General features: G+C 65.2%; 17 protein-coding genes, 1 tRNA gene and 1 pseudogene. 11 read left to right on the top strand and 8 right to left on the bottom strand.

The window, feature by feature from the left end:
- The first annotated feature begins 228 nt into the window (after positions 1-228).
- Positions 229-2,514, top strand: coding sequence for a hypothetical protein (locus SM191_RS10165; RefSeq protein ID WP_341506101.1), 2,286 nt, complete (start codon positions 229-231; stop codon positions 2,512-2,514).
- Between the two features lie 267 nt (positions 2,515-2,781).
- Here SM191_RS10165 and SM191_RS10160 read toward each other — a convergent pair whose 3' ends face one another.
- Both SM191_RS10160 and SM191_RS10155 read right to left on the bottom strand, forming a co-directional pair.
- The gene (locus SM191_RS10160) at positions 2,782-3,846 is read right to left on the bottom strand and encodes a restriction endonuclease (RefSeq protein WP_341506100.1); all 1,065 of its coding nucleotides are present in this window, start codon (positions 3,844-3,846) and stop codon (positions 2,782-2,784) included.
- The gene (locus SM191_RS10155) at positions 3,843-7,877 is read right to left on the bottom strand and encodes an Eco57I restriction-modification methylase domain-containing protein (RefSeq protein ID WP_341506099.1); all 4,035 of its coding nucleotides are present in this window, start codon (positions 7,875-7,877) and stop codon (positions 3,843-3,845) included. The genes SM191_RS10160 and SM191_RS10155 overlap by 4 nt, the downstream gene beginning before the upstream one ends.
- A 369-nt stretch (positions 7,878-8,246) precedes the next feature.
- On the opposite strand from SM191_RS10155, the gene SM191_RS10150 reads away from it, so the two are divergent.
- Complete coding sequence (locus tag SM191_RS10150; protein WP_341506098.1) at positions 8,247-9,149, top strand: HNH endonuclease; 903 nt, start codon at positions 8,247-8,249, stop codon at positions 9,147-9,149.
- A 262-nt stretch (positions 9,150-9,411) separates the two neighbouring features.
- Positions 9,412-12,363: a MobA/MobL family protein gene (locus SM191_RS10145; RefSeq protein WP_341506097.1), complete on the top strand. Its 2,952-nt coding sequence runs from the start codon at positions 9,412-9,414 to the stop codon at positions 12,361-12,363.
- Between the two features lie 222 nt (positions 12,364-12,585).
- Here the strand turns inward: SM191_RS10145 and SM191_RS10140 are convergent.
- Positions 12,586-12,939: pseudogene (locus SM191_RS10140) on the bottom strand (recombinase family protein); the annotation flags it as partial.
- A 183-nt stretch (positions 12,940-13,122) separates the two neighbouring features.
- Here SM191_RS10140 and SM191_RS10135 point away from each other — a divergent pair.
- From SM191_RS10135 to SM191_RS10115, 5 genes are all read left to right on the top strand, one after another.
- Positions 13,123-13,314: a hypothetical protein gene (locus tag SM191_RS10135; RefSeq protein ID WP_341506096.1), complete on the top strand. Its 192-nt coding sequence runs from the start codon at positions 13,123-13,125 to the stop codon at positions 13,312-13,314.
- Positions 13,315-13,555: 241 nt separating this feature from the next.
- Positions 13,556-14,869 carry an AAA family ATPase gene (locus SM191_RS10130; RefSeq protein WP_341506095.1) on the top strand — a complete coding sequence of 438 codons (1,314 nt, stop codon included), beginning with the start codon at positions 13,556-13,558 and terminating at the stop codon, positions 14,867-14,869.
- Positions 14,870-14,940: 71 nt separating this feature from the next.
- Positions 14,941-15,264, top strand: a complete 324-nt coding sequence (locus tag SM191_RS10125) for a helix-turn-helix domain-containing protein (RefSeq protein WP_341506094.1) — start codon at positions 14,941-14,943, stop codon at positions 15,262-15,264.
- Positions 15,261-16,505 (top strand): type II toxin-antitoxin system HipA family toxin, encoded by a 1,245-nt coding sequence (locus SM191_RS10120; protein ID WP_341506093.1) that lies wholly within the window; start codon positions 15,261-15,263, stop codon positions 16,503-16,505. The genes SM191_RS10125 and SM191_RS10120 overlap by 4 nt, the downstream gene beginning before the upstream one ends.
- A 298-nt stretch (positions 16,506-16,803) precedes the next feature.
- Positions 16,804-18,114, top strand: coding sequence for a hypothetical protein (locus SM191_RS10115; protein WP_341506092.1), 1,311 nt, complete (start codon positions 16,804-16,806; stop codon positions 18,112-18,114).
- 193 nt (positions 18,115-18,307) lie between these two features.
- Here the strand turns inward: SM191_RS10115 and SM191_RS10110 are convergent.
- Positions 18,308-18,382 (bottom strand) — tRNA-Val (locus tag SM191_RS10110).
- Between the two features lie 44 nt (positions 18,383-18,426).
- Positions 18,427-18,804, bottom strand: coding sequence for a cell cycle two-component system response regulator CpdR (gene cpdR, locus SM191_RS10105; protein ID WP_341506091.1), 378 nt, complete (start codon positions 18,802-18,804; stop codon positions 18,427-18,429).
- Between the two features lie 100 nt (positions 18,805-18,904).
- On the opposite strand from cpdR, the gene SM191_RS10100 reads away from it, so the two are divergent.
- A complete protein-coding gene (locus SM191_RS10100) occupies positions 18,905-19,759 on the top strand; it encodes an N-formylglutamate amidohydrolase (protein WP_341506090.1) in 855 nt (284 codons plus the stop codon).
- A 240-nt stretch (positions 19,760-19,999) separates the two neighbouring features.
- Positions 20,000-20,479, top strand: coding sequence for a GFA family protein (locus SM191_RS10095; protein WP_341506089.1), 480 nt, complete (start codon positions 20,000-20,002; stop codon positions 20,477-20,479).
- Between the two features lie 69 nt (positions 20,480-20,548).
- Here SM191_RS10095 and SM191_RS10090 read toward each other — a convergent pair whose 3' ends face one another.
- From SM191_RS10090 to SM191_RS10080, 3 genes are all read right to left on the bottom strand, one after another.
- A complete protein-coding gene (locus tag SM191_RS10090) occupies positions 20,549-21,088 on the bottom strand; it encodes a cytochrome b (protein ID WP_341506088.1) in 540 nt (179 codons plus the stop codon).
- Between the two features lie 4 nt (positions 21,089-21,092).
- Positions 21,093-21,866 (bottom strand): SapC family protein, encoded by a 774-nt coding sequence (locus tag SM191_RS10085; protein ID WP_267434378.1) that lies wholly within the window; start codon positions 21,864-21,866, stop codon positions 21,093-21,095.
- Positions 21,867-21,941: 75 nt separating this feature from the next.
- Positions 21,942-23,366, bottom strand: coding sequence for an FAD-binding oxidoreductase (locus SM191_RS10080; RefSeq protein WP_341506087.1), 1,425 nt, complete (start codon positions 23,364-23,366; stop codon positions 21,942-21,944).
- Positions 23,367-23,433: 67 nt separating this feature from the next.
- On the opposite strand from SM191_RS10080, the gene SM191_RS10075 reads away from it, so the two are divergent.
- A complete protein-coding gene (locus tag SM191_RS10075; RefSeq protein ID WP_267434376.1) occupies positions 23,434-23,880 on the top strand; it encodes a hypothetical protein in 447 nt (148 codons plus the stop codon).
- Positions 23,881-24,016: the final 136 nt, after the last annotated feature.

The following is a 24,016-nucleotide window of genomic DNA, read 5'->3' as shown; positions in this document are numbered from 1 at the left end:
GACAACCAGAACAGCGCCATGCCTCACCTCTCATGATCCACACCCCAGTGAATCAGGAAACCTGTCATCACTCAAGATGCTGATTGGGTTTGAACCCTAATCAGCGGAGCGCTAAGTGAGTGGTCGGCGCGCTGCCGCGAGAGTCTGTCCGCACTCGGTTGTCCTATAGATGCCGGGCAACACGCCGGTATCCCCATCGGCTTGTCCGTCGTTCGGGTGATTTCGAACGTGCTGCTCGCGTTTTTAGATCGACAGGTCGAGCGACAACTGTCCCCGATCTACTATGCTCGTTATGTCGATGACCTGTTCTTGGTGCTCCATGACAGCGATGACATCAGGTCGCCAAGCGACCTTTGGAAATTTATCATGCAGCGGGTTTCCGCGTTTGACCGGGATGCTACCGGAAACGTCAGGCTGGCATTGCCCGAATGGGGCGGCAGAACTCAACTGACATTACAGGCCGCAAAACAAAAGACGTTCTTCCTGAGCGGCCGATCGGGCGCCGATTTGCTCGACCATATCGCCTCGCAAATCCGAGAAGTTTCCAGCGAACGGAGGACGATGCCGCTGCCCGAGCATATCGACAAGTCGCATGCTGCGCGCGCGTTGGCTGCAACCGACTCTGCCGACGACGCCGACAGTCTGCGGCGGGCGGACGGATTAACCCTGCGCCGCCTCGGGTGGTCGGTGTTGCTACGCGCAGTAAACACACTAGCACGAGACCTTCGACCGCAGGATTGGAAACAGCAACGCGAAGACTTCTACGAGTTCGCTCACGAACACGTCATCCGCGCCGACAAGGTGCTAGAGCAGATTGACCACTTGCCACGATTGCTGTCATTTGCAGTCTCGCTTGGTGACTGGGAGCCGGCGAGACGGGTGTACAAAAAAACCATTGCCGCCATCTTCAAGCTGCAGGAATCCACTCAGGCTGCACGGATGCGGATCAATGGGATCCATGCTGAAGCTGTGCCACCGAAAGTCTGGAATGACACTCGCGAGCAGGTCATGCGCTTTTTCCGCGAAGCATTGATTCGTGCCTATCCGATCTCCTCCACGCCGCCGCGAGCGAGAGCATTCTCTGCTCTGGTCAAAGACTTAGGGCTCACCGTGCACGAGCTGACGCTGTTGGCCCAGCAGGCGCGTGAGGCGGACTGGGCCAGGATACCTTATCGTGAGCATCTCCGCACCGATGCGGTGACGCAGCCAGCCCAGCAGCATAACGAGGCGTTGCTGGCGGGGCGCTATCAGCACGTCGACTGCCTTCGTCAATTCCTAGAACGCACCGAGCGCAACGCCAGCGGGCCGCCGCCGCGTCGCGTGGCGCTGCGCGCGATCGCGGCAGGGCACGATCCAGTACCACGTTCAATCTTGCCATTCTTATTCCCAACACGGCCATACACGCCCGAGGAGATTGCGCTCTATTTGCCCAATGAGTGTGTATTCGACGAGCCTGTCGCCGCTGCCCATACATGGGCTGATTACACGCGCGCGGTGCGTGGAGTTTGGGTGCGCGGCGATCTGGCGCAAGAGCTGGAAGCGGAGCCGGTTAATGTCGAAGAAGGGACTGGCGGAGGGGGCAGGCTCGCGCCCGCAGTGGCAGCCGACAGTCACGATCGTCCCCTGCCGGTCATTGTGAAGCGCTCAGCGCCCGGCCGCGCCGTAAGGCTGGGACTGACCAGCTTCGAAGTGACTGACAAAAGCTGGGAGGAAGGAGCGGCTGGAAACCCTGACTTATCGCCGCGACGATACCGGCAGCTCGCGAGCATCGTGAACACCGCAATCCTCACTACACCCAAGCCAGATTATCTGCTCCTGCCAGAACTGTCGGTGCCTGAGCGCTGGATCAACACCATTGCTGGGCGATTGCGTGCCAGCGGGATCAGCCTGATTGCTGGAGTCGATTACGTGCATCATTTAGACAAGCATATCGACAGCTCGGCGGTACTTGTCTTGACAGATGATCGGCTGGGCTATGCGTCTTCGATCCAAGTGCGGCAGCGCAAGTCGCTGCCCGCACCGGGAGAGGAGGAGCAGCTTTATGCCAGTCACGGGTTGAGTTGGGCCAAAGGAAATGACCCAAAGCGGGTGTACCAGCACAATGGGCTCTACTTCGGCATCCTCGTTTGCAGCGAACTTCAAAACATGGGGTACCGCGCGGGTTTTCAAGGCCAGGTTGACTGCCTGATTACCCTCTCGTGGAACAAGGACCTAGAGAGCTTTTCGGCCTTAATTGATGCCGCTGCTCTCGATGTTCATGCCTATATGGCGCTGGTCAACAATCGTCGCTACGGTGATAGCCGGCTGCGACGGCCAGCCAAGAGATCGTTCGACCGTGATGTGTGCCGGGTACGCGGTGGGTTAAATGACCAACTGGTGGTCGTTGAGATTGAGCCGACTAGGCTACGCCGGCAACAGAGCCGCGAGAAGCGCTGGTCGCGCACGACAGACGCATACAAACCGGCCCCCGAAGGCTTCAACATTTCATCGGCGCGTAAGTGCATCCCCGATTAGTTACAGCGTCGTTGGGGTAATGGTGCTTTTCTTCGTTTGCAAATTTATTGAGAATAATTTGCATAGGCCACGTAGTCACATTGTACTTGTGATTTGAGAGCGACAGCCTGCTGCTTGGCAACAGCCGAACGGCCACGATTGTCGTTTTTTAGTTGGAAACGACTTGATTATTACAATATTACTTACATCTTTCTCGTCGTAATCGCTCAATTGGGACGGGTGGTGGTCTGTCCATCGGTTGAACCTATTGCACCCTAACTAAAAGCATTATGCGCCCGGCTCGCCCTCGACAACCAGCGTCCAGATAGGGCGCAAGGGCAACTCAGCCCGGATTGCTTCTGGCAGGCGCGGATATACATCGAGCAGCGCGCTGACGATCTCGTCGCGGCCCCAGAAGCGGACGCGGAAATAGAGATCGTTGGTTCGCTTACGAACGGTGGGCTTGAAACCGCTCCAACTCACCAGCAGCCCCTGATCGGCGTGGGTGTCCTGCACACAGCCGAGCAGTCCCTGTAAGGCAGGTTGGTCGGCAGTGACGTCACCACTCTTGACCTGCACGACGAGGCGCGGGCCTTCGAAACCAAGCGCCCCGCGGCCAGCGACAATGTCGATTCCGGCGTCAGGACCGGGTGGAGAGACGTGAGTCTGGTAACCCTGCGCGGTCAGGATCGCAGCAACAAGCCGGGTAAAGTCGTGACCGACGAAGCTCGAAGAGATGCGGCGTTCGATCTGGTCGCGGGCGATGCGTTCGAGGTCGAGCTGTTCCTCGGCGACGGGCTCATCGGTCGCTGGAGCGTCCGCGATCAGCCGGCGAGACGAGGTGACCGGCTGGACGCCGTCGCCGGGGTCGCGACCTGTCCGCAGCACGGCAAGGACACGGGTGAGCGCGTTGTTGCGGCGGATCTCGCAGACGGTCATGAAAGCGCCGAAGCTGTAGAGCAGGTCTTGCCGAAAGGCGTCGCGCGGCACCTCGGTGGTCAACCACTCGATCGGGCGGGCGGGGCGACCGTCAGGAAGCGGGCTATAGGGACCGACGACGCGGGCGATACCTATCTTTCCGAGGCTCTTCAGCGGCGAGATAACCAGATCACCCTCAGCGATGGTGTTGACGAACTGGTTGATCTGCGCGGCATAGTTGCCCTGCGTCGCGGGCTTGGCTTCGGGGAACGTCTGCCGGACAATGTCGAGCACTTGATCGCGGGTGCCGGCCGCGGATAGGTTGCGCACCATGCTGAAGCCGATGTTGAGCAGGTTGCGGTCCAGCGCTTCCGGCTCGTGCTCGCCGTCCCGGCCGAGGCGGACGAGCCACAGCCGCTGCGGGATGGTCGTCATGCGTCGATCTCCGCGTCAGGTTGGCCGGCGTTCAGGGCGTTGATCCAGGCGAGCGTCAGGTCGCGGCTGCGATAACGGCCCCAAACAGCGGTTTCCTCGCGCTCAACGATCGGGAAGGTTGAGAAGATGTAGCGCACGTCCTCGCGGTCAGTGACTCCGTAGAGGATGAAGTAGAGCGCATCGAGCCGCGCCCGCAGCCGCAGCCGCCGTTCCTCGTCCCAGGCGAACGGCGGTAGCACCGCCCCGTCTTCATCGACGTGGCCCAAGTCGCGCGCGAAGGGGGCAAGATCGTGCGCGGTGTAGCTGAGCTCTAGCACGCTGGCGCGGACGATGTCGGCGGCGGTTCGGTCGCCGAAGCGGCGGTCGTATGCTGTTGGTGGAACGACGGGAAGCTGTTCAACAATGAAAAGGTTGAGTGTCTGTCCCTGGATTTTCTGGCGTGTCACGTAGTCGAAGACGAACGCGTTCAAGTTCGCGAGAAGCAGCCATTCTTGGCGATCAGCCGTTGTCGGCGCGAAGATCGGCACCTTGTTACCAAAACCCACGCTTGGGAAAATCGCAGCGATCATCGTCCGGATATTCGTCGGAGCTGTGATCTCCTTGAAGCCGAGCACCCAACCATCGACTTTCGGTGCTGCGGCGGCATGCGTTACCCAAAATTGCGGGGCGGGCAACCACGCTGGATCTCGATGCTGTTCGTCGGTCGTGGGCAGCGGCTGAGCTGGTCGGTTGACATTGGCCGGGTTGACCACGACGCTCGCAGCGCGATGGTCGAACGCCTGCACCATTTTGCCTTCGTAGAGCGGCACCCAATCGCCCGCCGCTGAGGCGAAGCGGTTGCCACCGCTCGGCCACGCGCCCTCTTGCTCTTCAAGCTCCGCGCGCGTGCGGAACAGGTGGCTGTCGTTGGTCATATGGAACATGGTGGCGTAGCGCACCGGCCATGCCGCAGAGGGGGTGCCACCGGATCGGTCAACTAGGATCGGCAAGCGTCCATAGATACGGGTGGTCAGTTCCATGTCCCGACGAGAGCGGAAGATCGGAGCGGTCCCAGTATTGGGGTTGACCGCCGCAAACCCCGCCGCAGGAATGACGAAGCTGCGATCGTGATCGGCGATCTCCGCGACATCCTTGAGAAAGAAACCGCATTGGGCGGTAGGAAATGTGCGTCCGGGGCTGGACACCATCGCGGCAAACTTGAAGCTGCGATGTACGTCAGGAAAAAATACGCCCCTATTTTCGAAATCGTAGAGCGCCTTCAGGTGCCCGCCGACCGCGATTTTCCGAAAGAAGGACGCTGCCGATAGGTCGGAGGCGATACCGCTTGGAGTGAGCAACCCAACCATGCCGGTGGGCTTCGCCAGCGCATGCGCGCGTTCGACGAACAGGCTGTAGAGGTTGACGTCGCCGCGCCCGAGCAGCGGGTAGGCCGTACGCGCCATTCGCAGCGATGCCGCCGCACGGCTATCGGCCAACGCAAAATCACTGGCGAGCGAATCTCCCTCCGCTTTCACCGCTGCGATCATCCGGGCACGGTCCGACGCGCGCGTGGCGCGGGCGATTTCGGGGCGGCGGGCGGCAAACCACTCGACCTGTTGTAGCTTGATGCGATCCCATGGCGGGTTTCCGACCACCGCGTCGAACCCCCCATGTAGCGCACCGCTCGACCAGTTGGTCCAGACGCCGGGGAAGGTTACCTGCCAATTGAGAAAGCGCTCATCCTCGATCAGCGCGCAGGCCTCAGCGAGGATCTCGCCGAAACGCTCACCATGCTGACGGTCACGTTCCAGCAGCGGTTGTGCGCGACCGCGCACAATGTCGATTGGGTTGCCGAATACCCCATCAAGCCACGCGCGTACCGCCGCCTTGTCTTCGCGGTTCTTCAGGTTGAGCCAGTCAAGCGCGTGGAGGAAGGCGAGGAAGCCGTCGAGCGGCGCGACCTGTTGCTGGACGCCGTAGAAGGTGTCGGCGGACTGATGCGCTTCCGCGATCTCGGCATCGGTCAACCGCTCGATGATCTGCATCGCCGCCGCCGCCGACTGCGCCTCGCGCAAAGGGCCGGCGTAGAGTAGCTGACCCCCGCCCCATGCCGCAGCGCTGTCGATCGCGTCGCGGACCCACAGTCCGAACAAGCTGTCGCCAGCGCGCAGGTGATGGTCGACGAACGACAGCGGCGCGCCGACGGTGAAGGTGTGGAGCCAAAGCGCCACCTTGGCCAGTTCGACTGCCATCGGGTTTTTGTCTACGCCATAGATACAGCGCTTGAGCACCATGCGGCGGACGATGTGGCGGTCGTCGAGTTGCGCCTCTTCGATCGCCCAGTTGGCGGCGCGGGCGTTGCCGAGAATGCGGTTACGAGTCTTGACGATCTCGGCGGCAAGCGGCGAGCGGTGGTCGAGTGAGGCGCCCGCGACTGCAACCTCGGCCATCGCGTCGAGAACATGATCGGTCAGCGTGTCGACCAGGCTAACGAGGAAATGCCCCGATCCCATTGCCGGATCGAGGACGCGCAAGCTCAGGATCGCTTCGGCCGGATCGGCGGCGTCGAGCTCACGGCGACGATAATCCTCGCTGTCGGCTGGGCGCAGCGCGGCGAGCGCGGCGGCGAAGGCATCGCGCCGCTCGGCGATCAGCGGCTCCAGCGTCTGGTCAAGAATCAGCCCGACGAGTTCGTCGGGGGTGTAGTAACTACCGCTGTTCTTGCGCGCGAAAGCGTTCGGGCGGACAGCCAGCGCACCGTCCTCGACCGTCAATTCGTGCTCGAGCAGGCGCTCGTAGATGCTGCCGAGTTGCTGCACCGACAGGTCGCGATAGTTTATGTAGCGCCGCAGCATTCCCGTCCGCTCGAACGACAGCGCATCGATCGTCAGTGCCATGACCGCGTCAGGGATGCGGATACGGTCGAGCAGCGGCGTCTTATCGGCGGAGAAAAGCCCGCCATTGTAGGGCGGCAGGCCGACCGAGGCGTCGCCCTTGTCGATCATCCGCGACAGGTCGCCGATGCGGTTCCAGATTGGCGAGGCACTGGCGGAAAAGGCGTCACCCTCGCCCATCCGGCGGCCGATGTCTTCGCGTAGCGGGCGTAACGCATAATCGTCGTAGCGCCGGTCACGGACGGGCAGCAGCCCGCGATCTTCGGCGTAGAGCAGAAACAGCAAACGGTAGAGAAGGACGAGGCTCGCTTCGCGCACGTCCTGCAGCGACGCGTTGGGTGCGGCACGAGCGATGGCGGCGGAGACCGCCGGGAATACCTCGGAGAAGACGAGGTTCGCCAAGCTGGCGGCGACGCGCTCTTCGTAGAACGCCGCTTGGCGCAGCGCGCGGGCATGAAAGGTTTGGTCGCCGATGTCGGGCAGAAAGGCCGTGCGGCCGAACATGACCGCGAAGACGCGCAGCCAGTGCTCGCGATCAGCCGGGCCGGCAAACAGGTCATCGTCCGCGCGGCCAAGGACGCGGGCGAGGTCGATCTCGAGGAATTCCTCTGACACAGACCGCGCGCCGGCCCAGTAGAGTCGCCAGCGCCCGCCATTGGTCAGGATCCCCCAGCGCAGCCTCCCACGGGTCAGGTCGTCGATGCGGCGCAGGTAACGGAGCATCTGGGTCGAGGGTGCCGTCGCCTCATCGCGGCGCCCGGCGCGGTCGAGCGGGCGGCCCCAGCGCTTGCTCTCCACCACAGCCAGGCCGTGGGTATAACGCTGCCACTCCTGCGCACTCGCATTGGCCTGCGCCTTGGCGGCGGCATCGGCGAACATCAGACCGTCGGGCACGTCCTCGCGGCCCGAGACGGTCAGGTTCTGCTGACGCAGTACTTCCGTCCAGCCAAGCGCGGCGAGGACCGGCCAGATCAGGTCGTCTTCGGTTTGCGCCTCGTTGGGCTGGGTGGCAATCGGGAACGCGTCGAACAGCGTGGCCAACACCGTGCCCAGTGCGGCGGGATCGACCGCCGCATACTCGGCGGTGTCCCGGATTCCGTGCGTCAGATAATCGCTAGTGAACAGGCTTCCGGCGGTAAACAGCGTTGTGTCGGTCAAGCAGATTTTCTCCCCAAGCCGTCCTAGCGCGGGGGCCGGGTGGCGAACAACGCTTTATGAGCGCGGGTAAGTCGCATTTTCGTATTCGCCGACATTTGATCATCGCGCATAGCTTGAGACCACCGAAGGCGAGAATAGGTTATCAAGGTGCCGCAACTCGTCGGCGTCACCTTCCTGCACATTCCCGTCAAGTCGTAGAAATCGGAGGTAACGAGCAGCCGCTTCCGGTGAAGAACCAAGTCATGATGGATGGCCGGGTGTGGGTCACAGCCCTGGTTCCGGCGGGATTACCGCCCTGCTGGGCGTTGCGCCATTGAGCATTGGATCGGGCTGATTTGCAGAACCTCAACACCCCGCTAAGCTACGCCTATGGCGTTCGGCGTTTTCATTCACCGATTTGACTCGATCTACGATGACACACCGGCAGAACGCTACCAGTTCCCGGCCCAATATCTGAGCCGCGCACAAGCGTGCGTTGGTGATTGGATCATCTATTATGAGCCTCGCAAGGTGCGAGACACCCGCGGGTACTTCGCCGTCGCCAAGGTCGAGCGGATCGTGCCGGACCCAACTGCGCCCGGCATGTACCTCGCGCTGATCGAGCCGGGCAGCTATCTCGATTTCGCAACATCTGTCCCCTTCGCAGATGCGGACGGTCAGGTCATCGAGCGTGGCGTCCTGAACGATACTGGCCGGATCTCCGGCCGCGCGCAAGCTGCCGTACGGTCGCTGTCACCGGCGGACTTCAACCGCATCGTCTCAGCCGGGCTCGATGACACCAGCCCGCTGCTGCCGCGCACCGACGACGTCGATCAGCCAGCCGCCGTCCGGGAGGATCGCACACCCTTCGTCTTCGACGAAGCCCGCGAGCGGGTCGCGACGCTGGTCTCGCGCGTGGTTCGGGACCGGGTGTTTCGCCGCATCGTGCTGCGTGCCTATGACGAGCGGTGCGCGGTCACCGGGTTGAAGCTGATCAACGGCGGCGGTCGTGCCGAGGTGGAGGCCGCCCATATCCGTCCCGTCGAAGCGAACGGTCCCGACATCATCAGCAACGGCATGGCGCTGTCAGGCACGGCGCACTGGATGTTCGACCGCGGCCTGATCGGCTTCGACGACGACATGCGCATCCTGGTGTCGCGCCAGGTCAACGATCCGGACAGCGTCCGCTCGATCGTGAACCCGTCTGGCTGTGCGATCCTGCCTGCGCATCTGGCGAGCCGACCGCACCCCGACTTCGTGCGCTGGCACCGCGACCACCGCTTCAAGCAGTAGCTGACGCCGGTCCGAACGCTCCGTTAAGGCGGAGCGGCGAACGGCGTGATTTAGGGAGGCGCAATTCCGCTAAGGTGAAGCATTCACCTTTGCGTGCGTCGCCATGCGGCGAGGCGAGGCCGGGACGCCGGGGTCGGCGTCCCCAAGGGCGCGCCGGAGGCGCGGCCCGTCGGTGGCGGGGCCACCTCCGGGAAAATCGACATGGGGGTGATTCACCCCGTGATTCGCGTCCTGTACCATAGATGGCAACAGGAGCCCGCCCATGTCGATCCAGCGTCCCCTCGGTCCCATCGGTCATTGTTCTGCACGGTTGCGACGCCTGCTCGCGATCGAGGAGGAAGAGGCGCTCGGCCGCACGGTGCGGGTCCGGCGGAACGTCCGCGACGCGGTCAAGGACCGGAAGCCGCGCGGCAATCGTTGGTCGCGCTCCCCCGATTTCGCGGTGCCGGGTGCCTTCAGCGCGCGGTTCGTCTCGGTAGACGGCAAGGTCACCTTCGACTTCACCTTCGAGGCGGTCAGCAAGACCAGCGATGGCGGTTGCCAGATCAAAACGCGGGATGGGATTCAGCAGCTGAAGGCCAGGGCACCGAAGGACCACGATGCCTATATCGACCGTCCCGGGGCGGTGGAGGTCACGATCTCCCCGGACGGGTTCGACCGCTATGCGGTGCGACCGTCCGCGACCGAGGCAATTGACGGCGAGCGCGCCGTCTTCTCCAACATCTCGCCCGACCCGCGGGAACGGCAAGCCTATTGGCAGGCCGTGCATGATCACGAACGCACGCCCGGTGTGGACCGTCTGACGCTGGCGCCGGAGAACGCGTCGCGCGACGCCTGGCAGGCGCTGGCGAGCGCGCCCGACGTCCCCGAGGCGGTGCGCGACATTGCCGCCGCCTTCGCCACCGCCAGGGGCAAGCGCAAAACCCGCTCCATCCCGCTCGTTGATCTGGCAATCGACGGTCCGGCTGCGCGCAAACTGGCGAAGACGCTCGCCACGATCCTGGGGACTGGCAAAAATAAGAAGAAGGCGGTGAGGGTCTCGGAGGGACGTGGCGGACGGACGCAATACCGGTTGACGGCGGAGTTTCCCGATGGCCTCGATGCCGCGGGTCGGCGGACGGTCACCCAAGCAATTTGCGACCGGCTGGATTCGTTCGGCATCATGTACGTCGCCGCGATCCATGCGCCCGACCATCACAATGACCGCCGCAATCATCACCTGCACCTCGCCTGCCATGACCGGCCCGCCAGGAAGATCGGGGACCGTTGGGACTTCACGATCGCCGAAATTGTCGAGGGACAGCATGGCCGGGTGCGCTATCCGTATGCGCAGAAGAAGGTGGCCGATTGGTCACGCGATCGGGACGGCGGGAACCATCGCGACTATGGCACCACCATGGTGGCCGAGATGCGGGCCTTCTTCGCTGATCGGTGCAACGAGGAACTCGACCGGCTGGGTGTCACCCGCAAGTTCCATCCGGGTACCCTGCGCTCGCTGGGGTGCGACCGCGACGGGCAGAAGCCGCTCGGCACCCGGGCGGCGCCGCTGGAGGCCGTCGGCGTGCCGACCGCGCGCGGCGTCGACAATGCCGAACTCCTCTGGTCGGCGTTGCTGCGCGAGGCATGGACCGCGGCTGAGGAACGCGCCAAGGCCCGCGCCGCCCTCCGCCGCCGGCTGGCCGAGGCGGAGCGCCGGTTCGCAGAAGGGACGGTCGTCGATCAGGCCCACGTCGCCGCCATCCGTGACCTGACCGCTCGGCTTGATGCGGCCGACGCGGTGCTGCGCCAGCATGATGCCGAGTGCGCCGAGTACGACGTCACGCTGGCCATGGCGCGTGCCCGGCCTGACAAGACGATCACAGTCTGCCGCCGCATTCTGAAGGCCATCGGCGAGGGCATGGCGGACTCGGCCGAGCAGCGGGCGAACGCCGCCATCGCCGCTCGCGCCGACGCGGCCGAAGCGTTCCTCGCCAGCATCGCTGCCGTCGAGCGCGATCATACCCCGGTACTAGCCAAGTACCGGACGGCGGTCACTGCGTCCCAGACGGAGGTTGAGGCGATCACGGATGCTGCAACGCCGCTGATCGAACGCCCTGCACCGGCTCGCACGCTCGAGCCGGCCCGTCCGGACCCGCGGGCAACGCTTGAGGCGCTGTTCGACCGGATCATGACGGACGACATACCGATCCTGCCGCCGGAGGGCACGGTGACCGGATATCGGGTGCCCGGCGTGACGCGCGTCGAATTCGCCGCTCTGACCACGCCCGCCCTGGCCGAGATGGCGCAGAAGCGCCTTGCCGCGCTGGCTGACATCCAGGCCAAGCGGATGACCGCTGCCGCAAAGCACCTTGCGTCGGTGGGCACGAAGGTCCTGACGCGTGCCGCCGCCGATGGCGACCCCGACGCAGCGCGGACACTGAAGCACGTCCGCGCCTATGGCGCCCATCCCGTCTATCTACGCGCTCTGGCCGAGGCGCAGAAGACGGAGCCGCCGGTCACTGCGCCCGCCGAGAAGACCGGCCGCACGTGGCGGGACTTCATCGGGGGCCTGCTGGGTCACAATCCGCCGGTCCAGCCTTCTACTCCCATCGAACCGACGCCGCAGCCGCCCGTCCCGGAACCGGCCAGGGATGCGGCACTCTCGCCACGCGACGAGGCGATCGCCGCCCTAGCCGCCGCGATCCTCGCCGACCCCGCCCTGCGGGTTGCCGAAGGGAAGCATGGGCTCGTCATCGATACTGCCGACGCTCCCGACTGGCGGATGTCCGCCGACGTCTTTGCCGACGCGCCTGCGGTCCGTGACGCGATGCGTCGACGTCACGCGGCGCCGTGGCTTGACCACAGCGCCGTCGAGCGGAACCGCCTGCTGGCCGACCTCCGCGCCGCGCTGATGAGTGCCGCCCGGCCCCCCCTCCGGAAGGTCGGGGAACAGTGGAACGTCGACCTCCCCGACAAACGGCTCGCTGCCCTCGTCACCCGCTGGCGCGGGTACGACTGTCTCGACGCCCTTCTGACTGACGTCGATCACCAGCGGCGGGGGACCGGCGTCGATCGATACGTCGTCGAGGGATCGACCAGCGTCGGGACCGGCGACGCGACCGTCAGCCACGTCCCGGACCTCGGCACGGACCGTGGTGATGGGTTGCACGACGACCGCGCCTTCGTCCCCATGGGCTGGGAGGACCGGGGTCGGGGGCGGGACGGTGGACGCTAGATAGCGCTTCACCGTCGCCGCGCTGATGCCGAACTGCTTGGCGGTGACGGACAGGCTCGCCCTATTCGTGATGCGCCAGGCGATGACCTCGACGGGGTCCGCCTTGCGCGGCCGCCCGAGGCTCGTCTTGCCGCGGTGCGTCCGGCCGGTGGCGGCGAGCGACTTCCTGGCGTGGGCTCGCCCGGCCTCGCTGCGCTCGCGGATGGTCTCGCGCTCCATCTCGGCGATCTGCGCCAGCACCGCGAGGACCAGAAGACCGACACCCGACGTGATCGTACCGAGCGTGGGCACCACCACTTCGACCTTCTTGGCCATCAGCGCCCGCACCGTCGCCTGGATGTCCAAAGCATCGCGGCCCAGCCGATCAATGGCGGTGACGTGCAGCCTGTCGCCCTCGCGGATGTATTCGAGCAACGCGGCAAAGCCGGGTCGGTCACGGGCCAGCACCGAGCCGCTGATGCCCTGATCGACGAATTGCTTGGCGAAGGACTGCGTCGTCTGCCCGAGCAGCGCGCTACGCTGCGCCTCAATCGTCTGACCGCTGGTCGACACGCGATAATAGGCAATCTCACTCATTCTTTTTCATCCTGGGGTGAAAGTTACCCCAGCACTTCCGAACCTAGCTCAATTGCCTTTCTTCTATCTTCTGAGCCCGCGCTAACCCCCGCCGAGACCTTGGCGCGAAAGTTGGAACTTTCGCACGGAGGAAGACGAGGGAGGACCGAGTGTGTGGAGGAGGATGAAATGAGACCGCCGACGATGACGGACGAAGAGGCAGACGCCCTCTGGCTAGAAATGTGCCTCGAACTGGCCAAGCCGCCCATCGAAACCATCGCGGTAAACGACAATGCCGGCCACATCCCCGTCAGAAAGGACCAGGGACCGCGTCGGTACTGTTTCGCCTATACCGCTCGGACATTCATGATGGCCGAATGGCAGGATGTTCGCTGATCGACGACAGAAACGCGAACGCTTGGCGTTAAGTGGGGGTAAGGGGGTGTAGTCGCTGTGCAGTTCCCACTGCTCATCGCCTCCACCCCCTTACCCCCACAACTATTATACTGACCAATCCCTGCGATCGGGTCAACAGGCGCACGTCCTCGACAAAGCGATCGGGATCGCCGGTGGCTGCGCGTAAGCCTGACTTTAACGACCCGGCCGTATCCCAGCTGCCTATAGAGGGAACCGCCAGATGACCGGAGAAAGTTGGACTGTCCGCGCCCGCCAAGGACACTATCAAGCTGTCGATGCGGCATCGGACCGACAGACGATGGACTATGCCGTCGAGGGCCTGATGCCTGCCACCGGGGCCACGATCTGGTTCGGCGCAGGATCGACCGGCAAGACGCAGCTGCTTCTCTGGCTCGCGGCGCATATTGCCGCCGCCGGCGATAAGACGCCGCGTCAGTGGCTAGGCGCGGATGTCAACGTCCGCGGCCATGTGCTGGTCCTGACCGCCGAGGATCTGCGCGAGCATGTGCTCCAGCGCATCGGCATGATCGCCCGCCGCATGATCGACCAGTCTGGCGGCTCCGACGAGGACGTCGCGGCGCTTTGCCGGCGTATCCATGTCATGGCCTTCCTGAGCATGGACACGACGGAGTTCACGGAGCCTAATCCCTGCCTGTTCAAACGGGGAGCAGGCGGATGGCAGCCAAGCGCTGTCCTCAAGGGCGTCGAATCCTTCCTCGACGACTGGAACGCCCGCGCCGAGGACAATGGTCGCCCCGAGGACCGGATCGTCGGGGTCATTCTCGACTCCGCCGTATCGATGGCGGGATTCGAACTCGCCAATTCCGAGGCGACGACGAACTTCCTCTTCTACCTGAATCGCCTGTCACGGCGGCAGAAGATGTTCTGGGCGGTGATCGGCCACACGCCGAAGGACGCGGCAAAGAAGGCCGACGACGCCGCGATCGAGCGGCTGCGTGGCTCGGCCATGTGGTCGACCACGCCCCGCACCGTCGTCGAAGTCCGGCTCGCCGGACCGTCCGAGGACCTGGAATCCGTTCGCGCCGCCCATCCCGGCCTGACCGACCGCGACGTCGTCATCGTCGAGGTGGCCAAGGCGAATTCGCTGGGTGCCGATCTTCGCCCTCGCGCGCTGCTCCGGGACAAGCGGGGCGCCTATGACGACATCACGTCGGACTTCCCCGGCATCTTCAATGCCGCCCCCGCGCCATCACGGGGCAAGGCGACCCTGCATACACCCGAGCTTCGCCGCGCCGTTCTCGCCCTTCTGGCGTCGTTCGACGGTGGCAAGCCGGGCACGGTCATCGAACGGGACGCGATCCGTGCCGCGTTCAATGCGGCAAAGGCATCGTCCCCGGTCCTCGCCGCAATCTCCGACGAGATCGAAGGCAAGCGTGGGAAAACACCCGGAACGCTGGCCAAGGAACTGGCGGACATGAACAAGGCCGGTCTGATCGATACGCACCGGGGTAACATCCGCATCGTCGACCTCGCGGCCGACAATGACCAGCCGTTGGCTGAGGCCGCAGAATAGCAAGAGCGTGCGTTCGTCCAAATATGGCCATCAACGTTGCGTGATCTCGCTTTACGGGCCATATTTGGACGATGCTTAACACGCCTAGCGAAATCGCCGCCGATCTTGGCCAGAGGATACAGCATCGTCGCCTAGCGATGAACCTGACGCAGGTCGACGCGGCGGCCCGTGCTGGCGTGTCCTACCGCACCTGGCGGCGCCTGGAGGCCGAGGGCAAGGCGTCGATCGACGACCTCGTCCGCGCGGCCGTGGCGCTGCGGTGCGAGCAGGATCTGTTCACCCTCTTCCCGGAGCCGGTGGCCAGTTCGATGGATGCCCTGCTGGAGCAAAAACGGATGACCGAACGCACCGCGCCGAAGCGCCGCCGCCGGGCCGCGTCGAGGGCCATGTCGTGAAGCTGAGGCCGGGGGCACCGCTGGGGCTCGCACTGGCGTTCGACGATTCCGCGCCCGCTGCGCCGGCTGGCCGGGTCGTGATGGCCGGTGGCGTCGCCCAGCTCGAATGGTCGCCCGACGTGATCCGCAGCGGCTTGCCCGTCGCCCCGCTGCTCTATCCTCCGGAATCGGGCCTGCACGCCGCGCGGGGCCGGTCGTTCGGCGGGCTGCACGGCTTCCTGGCGGACAGCCTGCCCGATGCCTGGGGACGGCTGTTGCTGCGACGTCGCCTCGCCAGGATCGACGTCCAGTTCGACACGCTGAACCCGGTCGATCAGTTGGCGATCATCGGCTCCGGTGGCCGTGGCGCGCTGGTCTATCAGCCAGCCACCACGCCGGACGACGCGATCGGGACGATCGACCTCGATGCCCTGGCCGAGGAATCACGGTTGCTCCTCGCGGGAGACGGGGGCGCGCTGGTCGACACGCTGGCGGCGCTGGGGGGCGCATCGGGCGGCGCTCGTCCCAAAGTTCATGTCGGCTTCGCCCCCGATGGCGCGATCAGCGTCGGCGAGGCCGCGGACGGCCATGACGCCTGGATCGTCAAGTTCCGCGCGACCGGCGACCCCGTCGATATCGGCCCGGTCGAGGAAGCCTATGCGCGCATGGCCCGCGCGGCCGGTCTGACGATCGCGGAGTCCCGCGTCCTGCCCGAGCGCGACGGACCTGGCTATTTCGCGACGCGCCGCTTCGACCGACCGGCCCCAGGACGCCGGCTGCACATGGTATCCCTCGCCGGGGCGGCCGAAGCCCCGTCCGAGATGCCGAGCCTCGACTATGACGGATTCCTGCGTGCGACCATGGCGATCACCCGCCATGCCGGCGACGTCGAGCAAGCTTTCCGGCGCATGGTTTTCAACGTCTTGGCGCACAACCGCGACGACCATACCCGGCAACACAGCTATCTGATGGGACCGAGCGGCGAGTGGCGCCTCGCCCCGGCCTATGACCTGACCTTCTCGGTCGGTCCGGGCGGCGAGCACTATCTCGCTGTCGAGGGCGAGGGCCGCACGCCGACCCGCGCGCACGTCCTTGCGCTGGGCCGCCGCCATGGCCTGTCGGATCGCGTCATCGGACAGATCATCGACCGGACGCGCGGCGCGCTGGCCGAATGGCCGACCATTGCCGCCGATGTCGGCGTCACCGTCTCGCGACGCGAGATCGCGGATCGTCTGAAGATCACCGACGACCGCTTCGGGTGAGAAGAAGGCCCTGCACGTGGGGTAACCCACGTCAGGAAGGAAAAGACATGACGAGCATCGACGCGGACGCCGGCGGCACCCTCGCGATGACCCCGGGGACCGGCCCGGTCCTCCCCCAGGATATGATCGACCCGGCAACCGCCGACGCCATCCTGCAGCTCGACCGCAAGATCGCCCGCGCGATCCAGACGAACCGGGGCATCAACCTGAAGTCGGAGGATCTCGACCTCCTCACCCTGGTAGGCGCAGTAAAACTGATCGGAGAGGCGCGAAGCGAAATCCTGAAGGAAAAAGCGCAGTGCCGTCACCGGAAGACCTCTATCGCCGCGGCGAATTCTACCTCGATCGCGTCCGTGGCAAGGACGGCGAGGTCGTCAGCCCGAACCTCTACATCTGCTGGTACGACCCGGTCACCGGCCGGATGCAGCGGCGCAGCACGCGCACGGCTGATCTTCGCCTAGCGGTCGAGGTGCTCGACCGGCACTATCTGGCGTTCCACCAGCCTGCTGCTGACGACAAGGTGGCCTACACGGTCCATCAGGCGATGACCGACTATTGGACGCTGCACGGCGCCGAGCAGGCCAGCGCCGACGCGATCCGTGCCCGGCTGAAACTGGTGAACCGGTTCATCGACCATGAGATCGCGATCGGTGTACTGCGTGAACCCGTGCTGCCGACGGTGCTGGACGCTGAATGGCTGATGCGTTTTCGAAAATGGGGGACCGAGATCGATCCCGTGACCCAGCGGCGGCGTGACCCGGAAACCCGGGAATGGACCGTGTCGACCCGCAAACGGGCGAAGTCGACGGTCGAGGAGAGCATCATCCAGCTGAAGGCAGCCTTGCGGTTCAACGTGAAGCGTATGGAGGCGGTGCCTGAACTGAAGCACCTGCCCCGCGCCGCCGTGACGCCAGAGCGCAACTTCCGCCTCTCGCTCGACCAGATCGCCGAGATGCTCGACTATACGGCGGAAGGAGACCCGGAGCTCAGCCCGGCGCATCCGGCACGACTGATGCCACTGCGCCGCTACCTGATCGGTGCGATCTGTACGCTAGCGAGGCCGGACGCGCTCTACGATATTTCGGTGCGGCCCGACCGACAGCAATGGCATCGCGACGCCGGCGTGCTCGACCTCAACCCGGCGGGGCGGATCCAGACGCGCAAGAACCGACCGGCTCTCCCCGTGACATCGCTTCTGGCGAACTGGCTGGAGGCGACGGACGACCGGCTGGTCTGTCACGAGAGCGTGGTCGAGGAGGATGAGGACCGTTGGGTGGTTCAGCGGCCCGTGGCGGACGTCAAAAAGGCGTGGAGCGTCATGGCAAGGCGGTTCGGAGTGCCGATCGGCTTTGGCCCCAAGCTGATGCGTCATAGCATGGCGACCCTGATCGCACAGCGCGGCGTGTCGCAGCAGGAGATCCCGCTGGCGCTCGGCCATGTGGTGCTGCCCCCGTCGACGCGGCGCTACGTGATCTTCAGCCCGGCTTATCTCTCCGAGACCCGACAGGGGCTGGAGGACATTGCGTCCGAGCTGGCGCGGAAGATGGCGACGCCGCTTCACGCAAAAACCACGCAAGTCGGTCCCGATGGACGGCGGCGACGGGTATGATGGCCAGTCGTTTTCACGCCATCGCTGCCGCTCCCAATCCGCTGGCGCAGCCGCCTTAGCGCCCTCGAAGCCCTCGTGAGCACGGATGTTCCACTCGGCATGACACGCAAAAGGCACGCAAAACCGTGCCACGCAACTCGGGGGCCTGAAAACCAAAAACCCCGCTAAGCCGTTGGCCTAGCGGGGTTTTCGATGGTGGGCGTGGCAAGGATTGAACTTGCGACCCCTGCGATGTCAACACAGTGCTCTACCACTGAGCTACACGCCCGCCGGAGGTGGGCCAATTAGCAGGTTCGATCGGGCTGGCAACCCCTAAATTGCGCCGTCGACCGAATCCGCGTGAAAAAGTCGGTCCACCTCCATCACCAGGTCACGCAGGTGGAAGGGTTTGGACAGGACGCGGGCGTTGGGCATCGCCTGCCCGGCCTTCAGCGTGACCGCCGCGAAGCCGGTGATGAACATCACGCGCAGATCGGGGACGATCGCGGCGGCGCGCTGGGCGAGTTCGATGCCGTCCATCTCGGGCATGACGATGTCGGTCAGCAACAGGTCGAACCGCTCGCTCTCCAACAACGGGAGGGCCGCCGTGCCGCGATCGACCGCCGAAACCCGGTATCCCGACCGGGTCAGCGCGCGCGTCAGATATTCGCGCATGACCTCGTCATCTTCGGCCAGCAGAATGTGAAACATGTCGTGATTCCGATCCATCTTGGCCATCAGCTTAGCGAAAAGGTGGTTAATATTTCCAGACCATTGCGTCGATCCGTGCCTCGACCTAGGCTCATGGGCAATGGCAAGCCCGACCCCCGGCGCATCTTTCCAAAGCCTTGGCGGGCCGGTCACTGGCCCGGTCGTGATCTCGGTGCCCCATGGCGGGCGTGATTATCCGCCTGCCCTGATCGAGGCGTTGCGCGTGCCGCTTTCCGCCGTGATGGGGCTGGAGGACCGGCTGATCGATCTGGTCGCGCAGGGGGCCTTCACCGACGAGCCGATGCTGGTCCAGACCCTGCCCCGCGCCTGGATCGACCTCAATCGCGACGAGAGCGAGCGGGATCCGGTCATCGATCTGGGCGCGCGGCCACAGGGGCGCGCCTCGGCCAAGTTGCGCAGCGGGCTGGGGCTCGTCCCGCGCCGCGTCGCCGGGCATGGCGACATCTGGTCGCGCCGCTTCAGCGATGCCGAGATGACCGAGCGGATCGCGACCGATCACCGCCCCTATCATGAGGCGCTGGAACAGGCTCTGGCGGAGGCACGGGCGCGGTTCGGCGTCGCCGTCATGCTCGACCTTCATTCGATGCCGCCGCTGGGGGCCGCCGACCTGGTGCCCCGGATCGTGATCGGGGATCGCCACGGGGTGACGGCGGACACCCGCTTCGTTCGCCGGATCGAGGCGGAGGCGCGGGCTTGCGGCATCGCCGTGACCCGCAACGCGCCCTATGCCGGGGGCCATATCGTGCAGCGCCATGGCGCCCCCCGACGCGGCATCCATGCGATCCAGTTGGAACTCGACCGCTCGCTCTATCTCGACAGCGCGCTGGAGGCCCCCGGTGCGGGCTTCGACGCGACGGTGACGCTGGTCCGCGCGATGCTGGCCGCCCTGGCCGCCGAGGCGCTGGGCCAGCCGGTTTCGCTCGCGGCGGAATAGCCCGAACAAAAAACCACCTCGCACAAGGGGGAGAGCGCGAGGTGGCCAAGGTTCAGGGAGGAGACACGCTGAAAGCGTGTCATACGACATCGCGAAAGGGGGGACACGACGCCGTACAGGATATAAATAAGAAGGGGCCTATTTGGTTCAACCCTGCCCAGCACAATTCGTCATTTTTTCGTCACGGCTGGTGGAAGACCGCCCATTGCGGCCGCCGGGCGTATGTGAAACGCTCCCGCCATGACCACCAATAGGCAAGCCAGCACCGGAGGATGCCAGTGCGGAGCGGTGCGCTTTCGTATCGCGGGGCCTCTGGGCGACGCCTCCATCTGCCATTGCCGAATGTGCCAGAAGGCCACGGGCGGATTGTTCGGCCCTTATGTCAACGCTCCGCGCGATGCGGTGACCTGGACCAGGGGCCAGCCTGCTCATTTTCAGAGTTCCAACAAGGTGCGCCGCGGATTCTGCCGGGATTGCGGGACGCCCCTCACCTTTGAATATGGGGAAAGCATCAGTTTTGCGATCGGCACGATGGACGAACCGCGATCGATCGAACTGAAAGAGCAACTGGCTTCGCCGGAACGGATCGCGGACTTTGACGCATGGGCGAAGCTACCGGAACATCCGGTGGATGAGCCCGAGGCAGCGGCCTATCTCGCCCAAATCGTCTCGTTCCAGCATCCCGATTTCGATACGCACGACTGGTCGCCAAGGGCATAGGCGGGGCTATTCGCCCCTCGGCGCTCTTGGGCCGGGTCTGGTTTGTCGAAGCCCCTATCCGGGGGACCATCAGCGCGCGCGAAAACTCATCCGGGCGAGCAGGCCGTCGCGCAGCAGGAAATGATGGCGCAGCCCCGCCGCGACATGGATCGCCACCAAGGCCAGCATCAGCCAGCCGAGAATCTCATGCGCCTCATGCCCGAACCCGGCGGCGGCCTTGCCGATCGGCAAAAGCGGCACGTCGAACAGGCCGAACCAGCTGACCGGGCGCGGCACGTCGCGGCCCGATCCCATCGCCCAGCCGGTCATCGGCATGGCGATCATCAGAAAATAGAGGGTGGCGTGCAGCGCATGGGCGCCGCCACGGGCCCAGACCGGAATTTCAGCGGGCAGGGGCGGCGGGCGATGGCCCAGTCGCCAGACGATCCGCGCGGCGGTCAGCGCCAATACGGTTAGGCCGATCGCCTTGTGCAGCGGGATGGTCCCCGGCAACAGGCTTTCGTGGAGCAATCCGATGGCCAGATTGGCCATGACCAGCGCCGCGATCGTCCAGTGAAAGACGATCGCGACCTGGCTGTAGCGCGGACTGGCAACGACCGGCCCGCGCATCCCATCAACCCAGCGGCTGGAGCTGCGGCTGCGGCATCTTGCCGAGCTGCGCCTGACGGGCGAAGATGTCGCGCATCAGCGACAGCGAGAAGAGATGCGCATAGAGCAGCGGCAGCATGCCCGACTGGCTCATCTTGCGCAGCTGGTCACCGCGCAGGTCGACCAGCTTTTCCTCGTTGATCATCTGGAAACCGCGATAGACGAAGGGCTGGTCGGCGCCTTCCGGCTGGATCGAGACTTCGCCGTCCATCAGCAGACCCATTTCGGTCAGCTCGGTCATGAAGTTCTGGGTGCGGGCCCCGGCCTGTTCGAACGATTCGTTGAACGACAGGATGTTCTTGGTCAGCTCGCTGGGCTGGTTGCCGTCGAACAGCGCATCGCCCTCGTCGAACGCGCCGATCGTCGGCGAGGTCGGGTCGAAGCAGAGCGACAGCTCTTCCGACTCGGGACGCAGCTTGGCCAGCATGTACGGATAGCGGCGGATATAGGCCGGGACGTAGAAGTTCGTCTCGGTCAGGCGGCCTTCGTCGTCGACGAAGACGTTCACGCCCTCGTTCAGGCCCATCAGCGCCAGCGGGATCGGCTGGTCGCCGACCGAGAAGACGATCGGCATGAAACGCTGCACCAGCGGAAATTCATCGACGGTCACGGGGATCGCGTGCTGGCCGACCAAGAAAGGCGCGGTCTCTTGCGGACGAACCTTGAAGTTGGCGTGAGCCTCGCTCGAAAGCGGCTCCAGGCCGTTATAGAAAAGGGGAAGGGACGGCGCGCTGGCCATGATAATCTCCAAAAAACTCGTCCACGCGAGCCCCCCGGCCGCGCGTCGTGCCCCCGTGTCTATGGGCCCGAAGCCTCATGCGCAAGCGACGAGCTTGCCGGGATTGAACAGACCGTGCGGATCGAGCGCCGTCTTGATCGCGCGGATCGCGCTAACCCTTTCAGGGGAAAGGCGTAGCAGTTCGTCGCGCTTCATCTGGCCGATGCCATGCTCCGCCGAAATGGTCCCCCCCGCCGCCATGACCAGGTCATGGACGAAGCGGGTGATGGTCGCCGCCTGCTCGGCATAGAATCGGTCGCGATCGGTGCCGGGGGCGGCGCGGACATGGAAATGGATGTTGCCGTCGCCCAGATGGCCGAAGCCCGAGGCATGGGTGCCGGGAAAGCGCGCGTCGCACGCCGCCGCCGCCTCGACCATGAAGCGCGGCATCGCGTCGACCGGCACAGCGATATCGTGCTGCACCGCCGGGCCCAGCGCCCGCTCGGCATCGGACAGCGAATGGCGGAGCAGCCAGAAGGCCTCGCTTTGCGTTTGCGACGCGGCGATCACCGCATCGGCGACGACACCCTCGGCCAGCGCCCTGGCCAGTTGCGCCTCCAGCATCGCGGCCGGATCGGCGGCGGGGTCGCCGGTCACCGCCTCGATCAGGACATGCCAGGGGTGGCTGGTCTGCAACGGGCTGCGCGCCCCGGGCAGATGCGCGACGGCGGCGGCCAGGCTTTCGACGGGCATGATCTCGAAACTCTCGATCATGTCGCTCGCCGCCTGCAACCGGCGGAGCAGCGCCAGCCCGGCGGCGGGGTCGGACAGGCCGACCCAGGCGGTGGCGCTGGCCGCGATCGCCGGGGCGAGCCGCAGCGCCGCCGCCGTGACGATGCCCAGCGTCCCCTCCGCGCCGATCAGCAACTGGCCGAGATCATATCCGCGATTGTCCTTCTTGAGCGCGGACAGCCCGTCGTAAAGCGTCCCGTCGGGCAGCACCGCCTCCACACCCAGGGTCAGCCCGCGCATCGTCCCGAAGCGCAGCACCTGGGTCCCGCCCGCATTGGTCGAGACCAGCCCGCCCACGGTCGCATTGCCCTTGGCCCCCAGGGTCAGCGGAAAGCGTGCCCCCTCCCCTTCGGCGGCGGCGTGCAGATCGGCCAGGATCACGCCCGCCTCGGCCACGATCATCGCCGACCCCGTGTCGATCCGCCGAACCCGGTTCATCCGTCGGGTGGACAGGATCAGCGCCGACCCGTCCGCTGGCGGCGTCGCGCCGCCGACCATCGAGCTGTTCCCCCCCTGCGGAACCAGAGGCACGCGGTGCTCGGCCGCCGCGCGCAGCACCGCCTGCACCTGTCCCGTGTCGGCGGGCGCGAGGATGGCAGGGGCATGCCCCGAAAAGCGCCGCCGCCAATCCACTTCCCATGGCGCGATCAGCGCGGGGTCGGTGACGATCCCCTTCTCCCCCAAGATGGGCGACAGGGCATCGAGCAAGGCGGTCTGGGCGGGCGTCATGGCGAATGCGACTAGGACAGGTTCATAAAGCGTTCAACGATGGGGCTTATGAAGGGCTCCTGCTGACATGTTGCGCCGCTATCGAAACCTCGCCGCCATCGCGTCGATGACGCTGACGACGCCCGCCTTGCTGGGGGCGGCCGACGCGCCTGCGCAAGTGCAATATGCCCAGGTGATCCTGCGCGAACGGGTCGTGATCCGCGTGCCGCGCACGGCGATCCGCCCGATCGCGCCGACCCGCTGGAAGGAGCGCAAAGGCCCCCGCTGCATTCCCGCTCAGCAACTGGCCGGGGCCCTGCCGGGCGAGGACGGGACGGTCGATATCGTCCTGACCGGCGGCAAGCGGGTGCGCGCCAAGCTGGCCCGCGCCTGTCGCCAGATCGATTATTATTCCAGCTTCTATATCCGCCCCGGCCCCGACGGACAGATTTGCGCCGACCGCGATCCCATCCGCACCCGCGCCGGTCGGACCTGCGATATCCAGAAATTCCGCGCGCTTACGCCGATCCCCTGACCGGGCGGCCCGCACGCCAAATCGCGTCGCCCGGATGCTCCCGATTCGGGAGAAACCTTGACTTTTATCGCGGAATCCGCAAGCGCCGGATCGCTGCTGGGCGAGCGCGGGGCGATTCCCATCCCGCCATATCTCG

It is taken from the genome of Sphingomonas sp. 2378 (genome assembly GCF_038084995.1).
Classification (GTDB): Bacteria; Pseudomonadota; Alphaproteobacteria; order Sphingomonadales; family Sphingomonadaceae; genus Sphingomonas.
This window is presented reverse-complemented; position numbering and strand designations above follow the sequence as displayed.

Coding starts and splice junctions, on each gene's coding strand:
- SM191_RS10090 (WP_341506088.1), bottom strand. CDS start 21,088: ATGCGCGGGCCGGTCGTTGCCAGTCCGCGCTACAGCCAGGTCGCGATC.
- SM191_RS10145 (WP_341506097.1), top strand. CDS start 9,412: ATGTCGATCCAGCGTCCCCTCGGTCCCATCGGTCATTGTTCTGCACGG.
- SM191_RS10075 (WP_267434376.1), top strand. CDS start 23,434: ATGTTGCGCCGCTATCGAAACCTCGCCGCCATCGCGTCGATGACGCTG.
- SM191_RS10150 (WP_341506098.1), top strand. CDS start 8,247: ATGGCGTTCGGCGTTTTCATTCACCGATTTGACTCGATCTACGATGAC.
- SM191_RS10135 (WP_341506096.1), top strand. CDS start 13,123: ATGACGGACGAAGAGGCAGACGCCCTCTGGCTAGAAATGTGCCTCGAA.
- SM191_RS10080 (WP_341506087.1), bottom strand. CDS start 23,366: ATGACGCCCGCCCAGACCGCCTTGCTCGATGCCCTGTCGCCCATCTTG.
- SM191_RS10160 (WP_341506100.1), bottom strand. CDS start 3,846: ATGACGACCATCCCGCAGCGGCTGTGGCTCGTCCGCCTCGGCCGGGAC.
- SM191_RS10125 (WP_341506094.1), top strand. CDS start 14,941: ATGCTTAACACGCCTAGCGAAATCGCCGCCGATCTTGGCCAGAGGATA.
- SM191_RS10100 (WP_341506090.1), top strand. CDS start 18,905: ATGGCAAGCCCGACCCCCGGCGCATCTTTCCAAAGCCTTGGCGGGCCG.
- SM191_RS10085 (WP_267434378.1), bottom strand. CDS start 21,866: ATGGCCAGCGCGCCGTCCCTTCCCCTTTTCTATAACGGCCTGGAGCCG.
- SM191_RS10130 (WP_341506095.1), top strand. CDS start 13,556: ATGACCGGAGAAAGTTGGACTGTCCGCGCCCGCCAAGGACACTATCAA.
- SM191_RS10095 (WP_341506089.1), top strand. CDS start 20,000: ATGACCACCAATAGGCAAGCCAGCACCGGAGGATGCCAGTGCGGAGCG.
- cpdR (WP_341506091.1), bottom strand. CDS start 18,804: ATGTTTCACATTCTGCTGGCCGAAGATGACGAGGTCATGCGCGAATAT.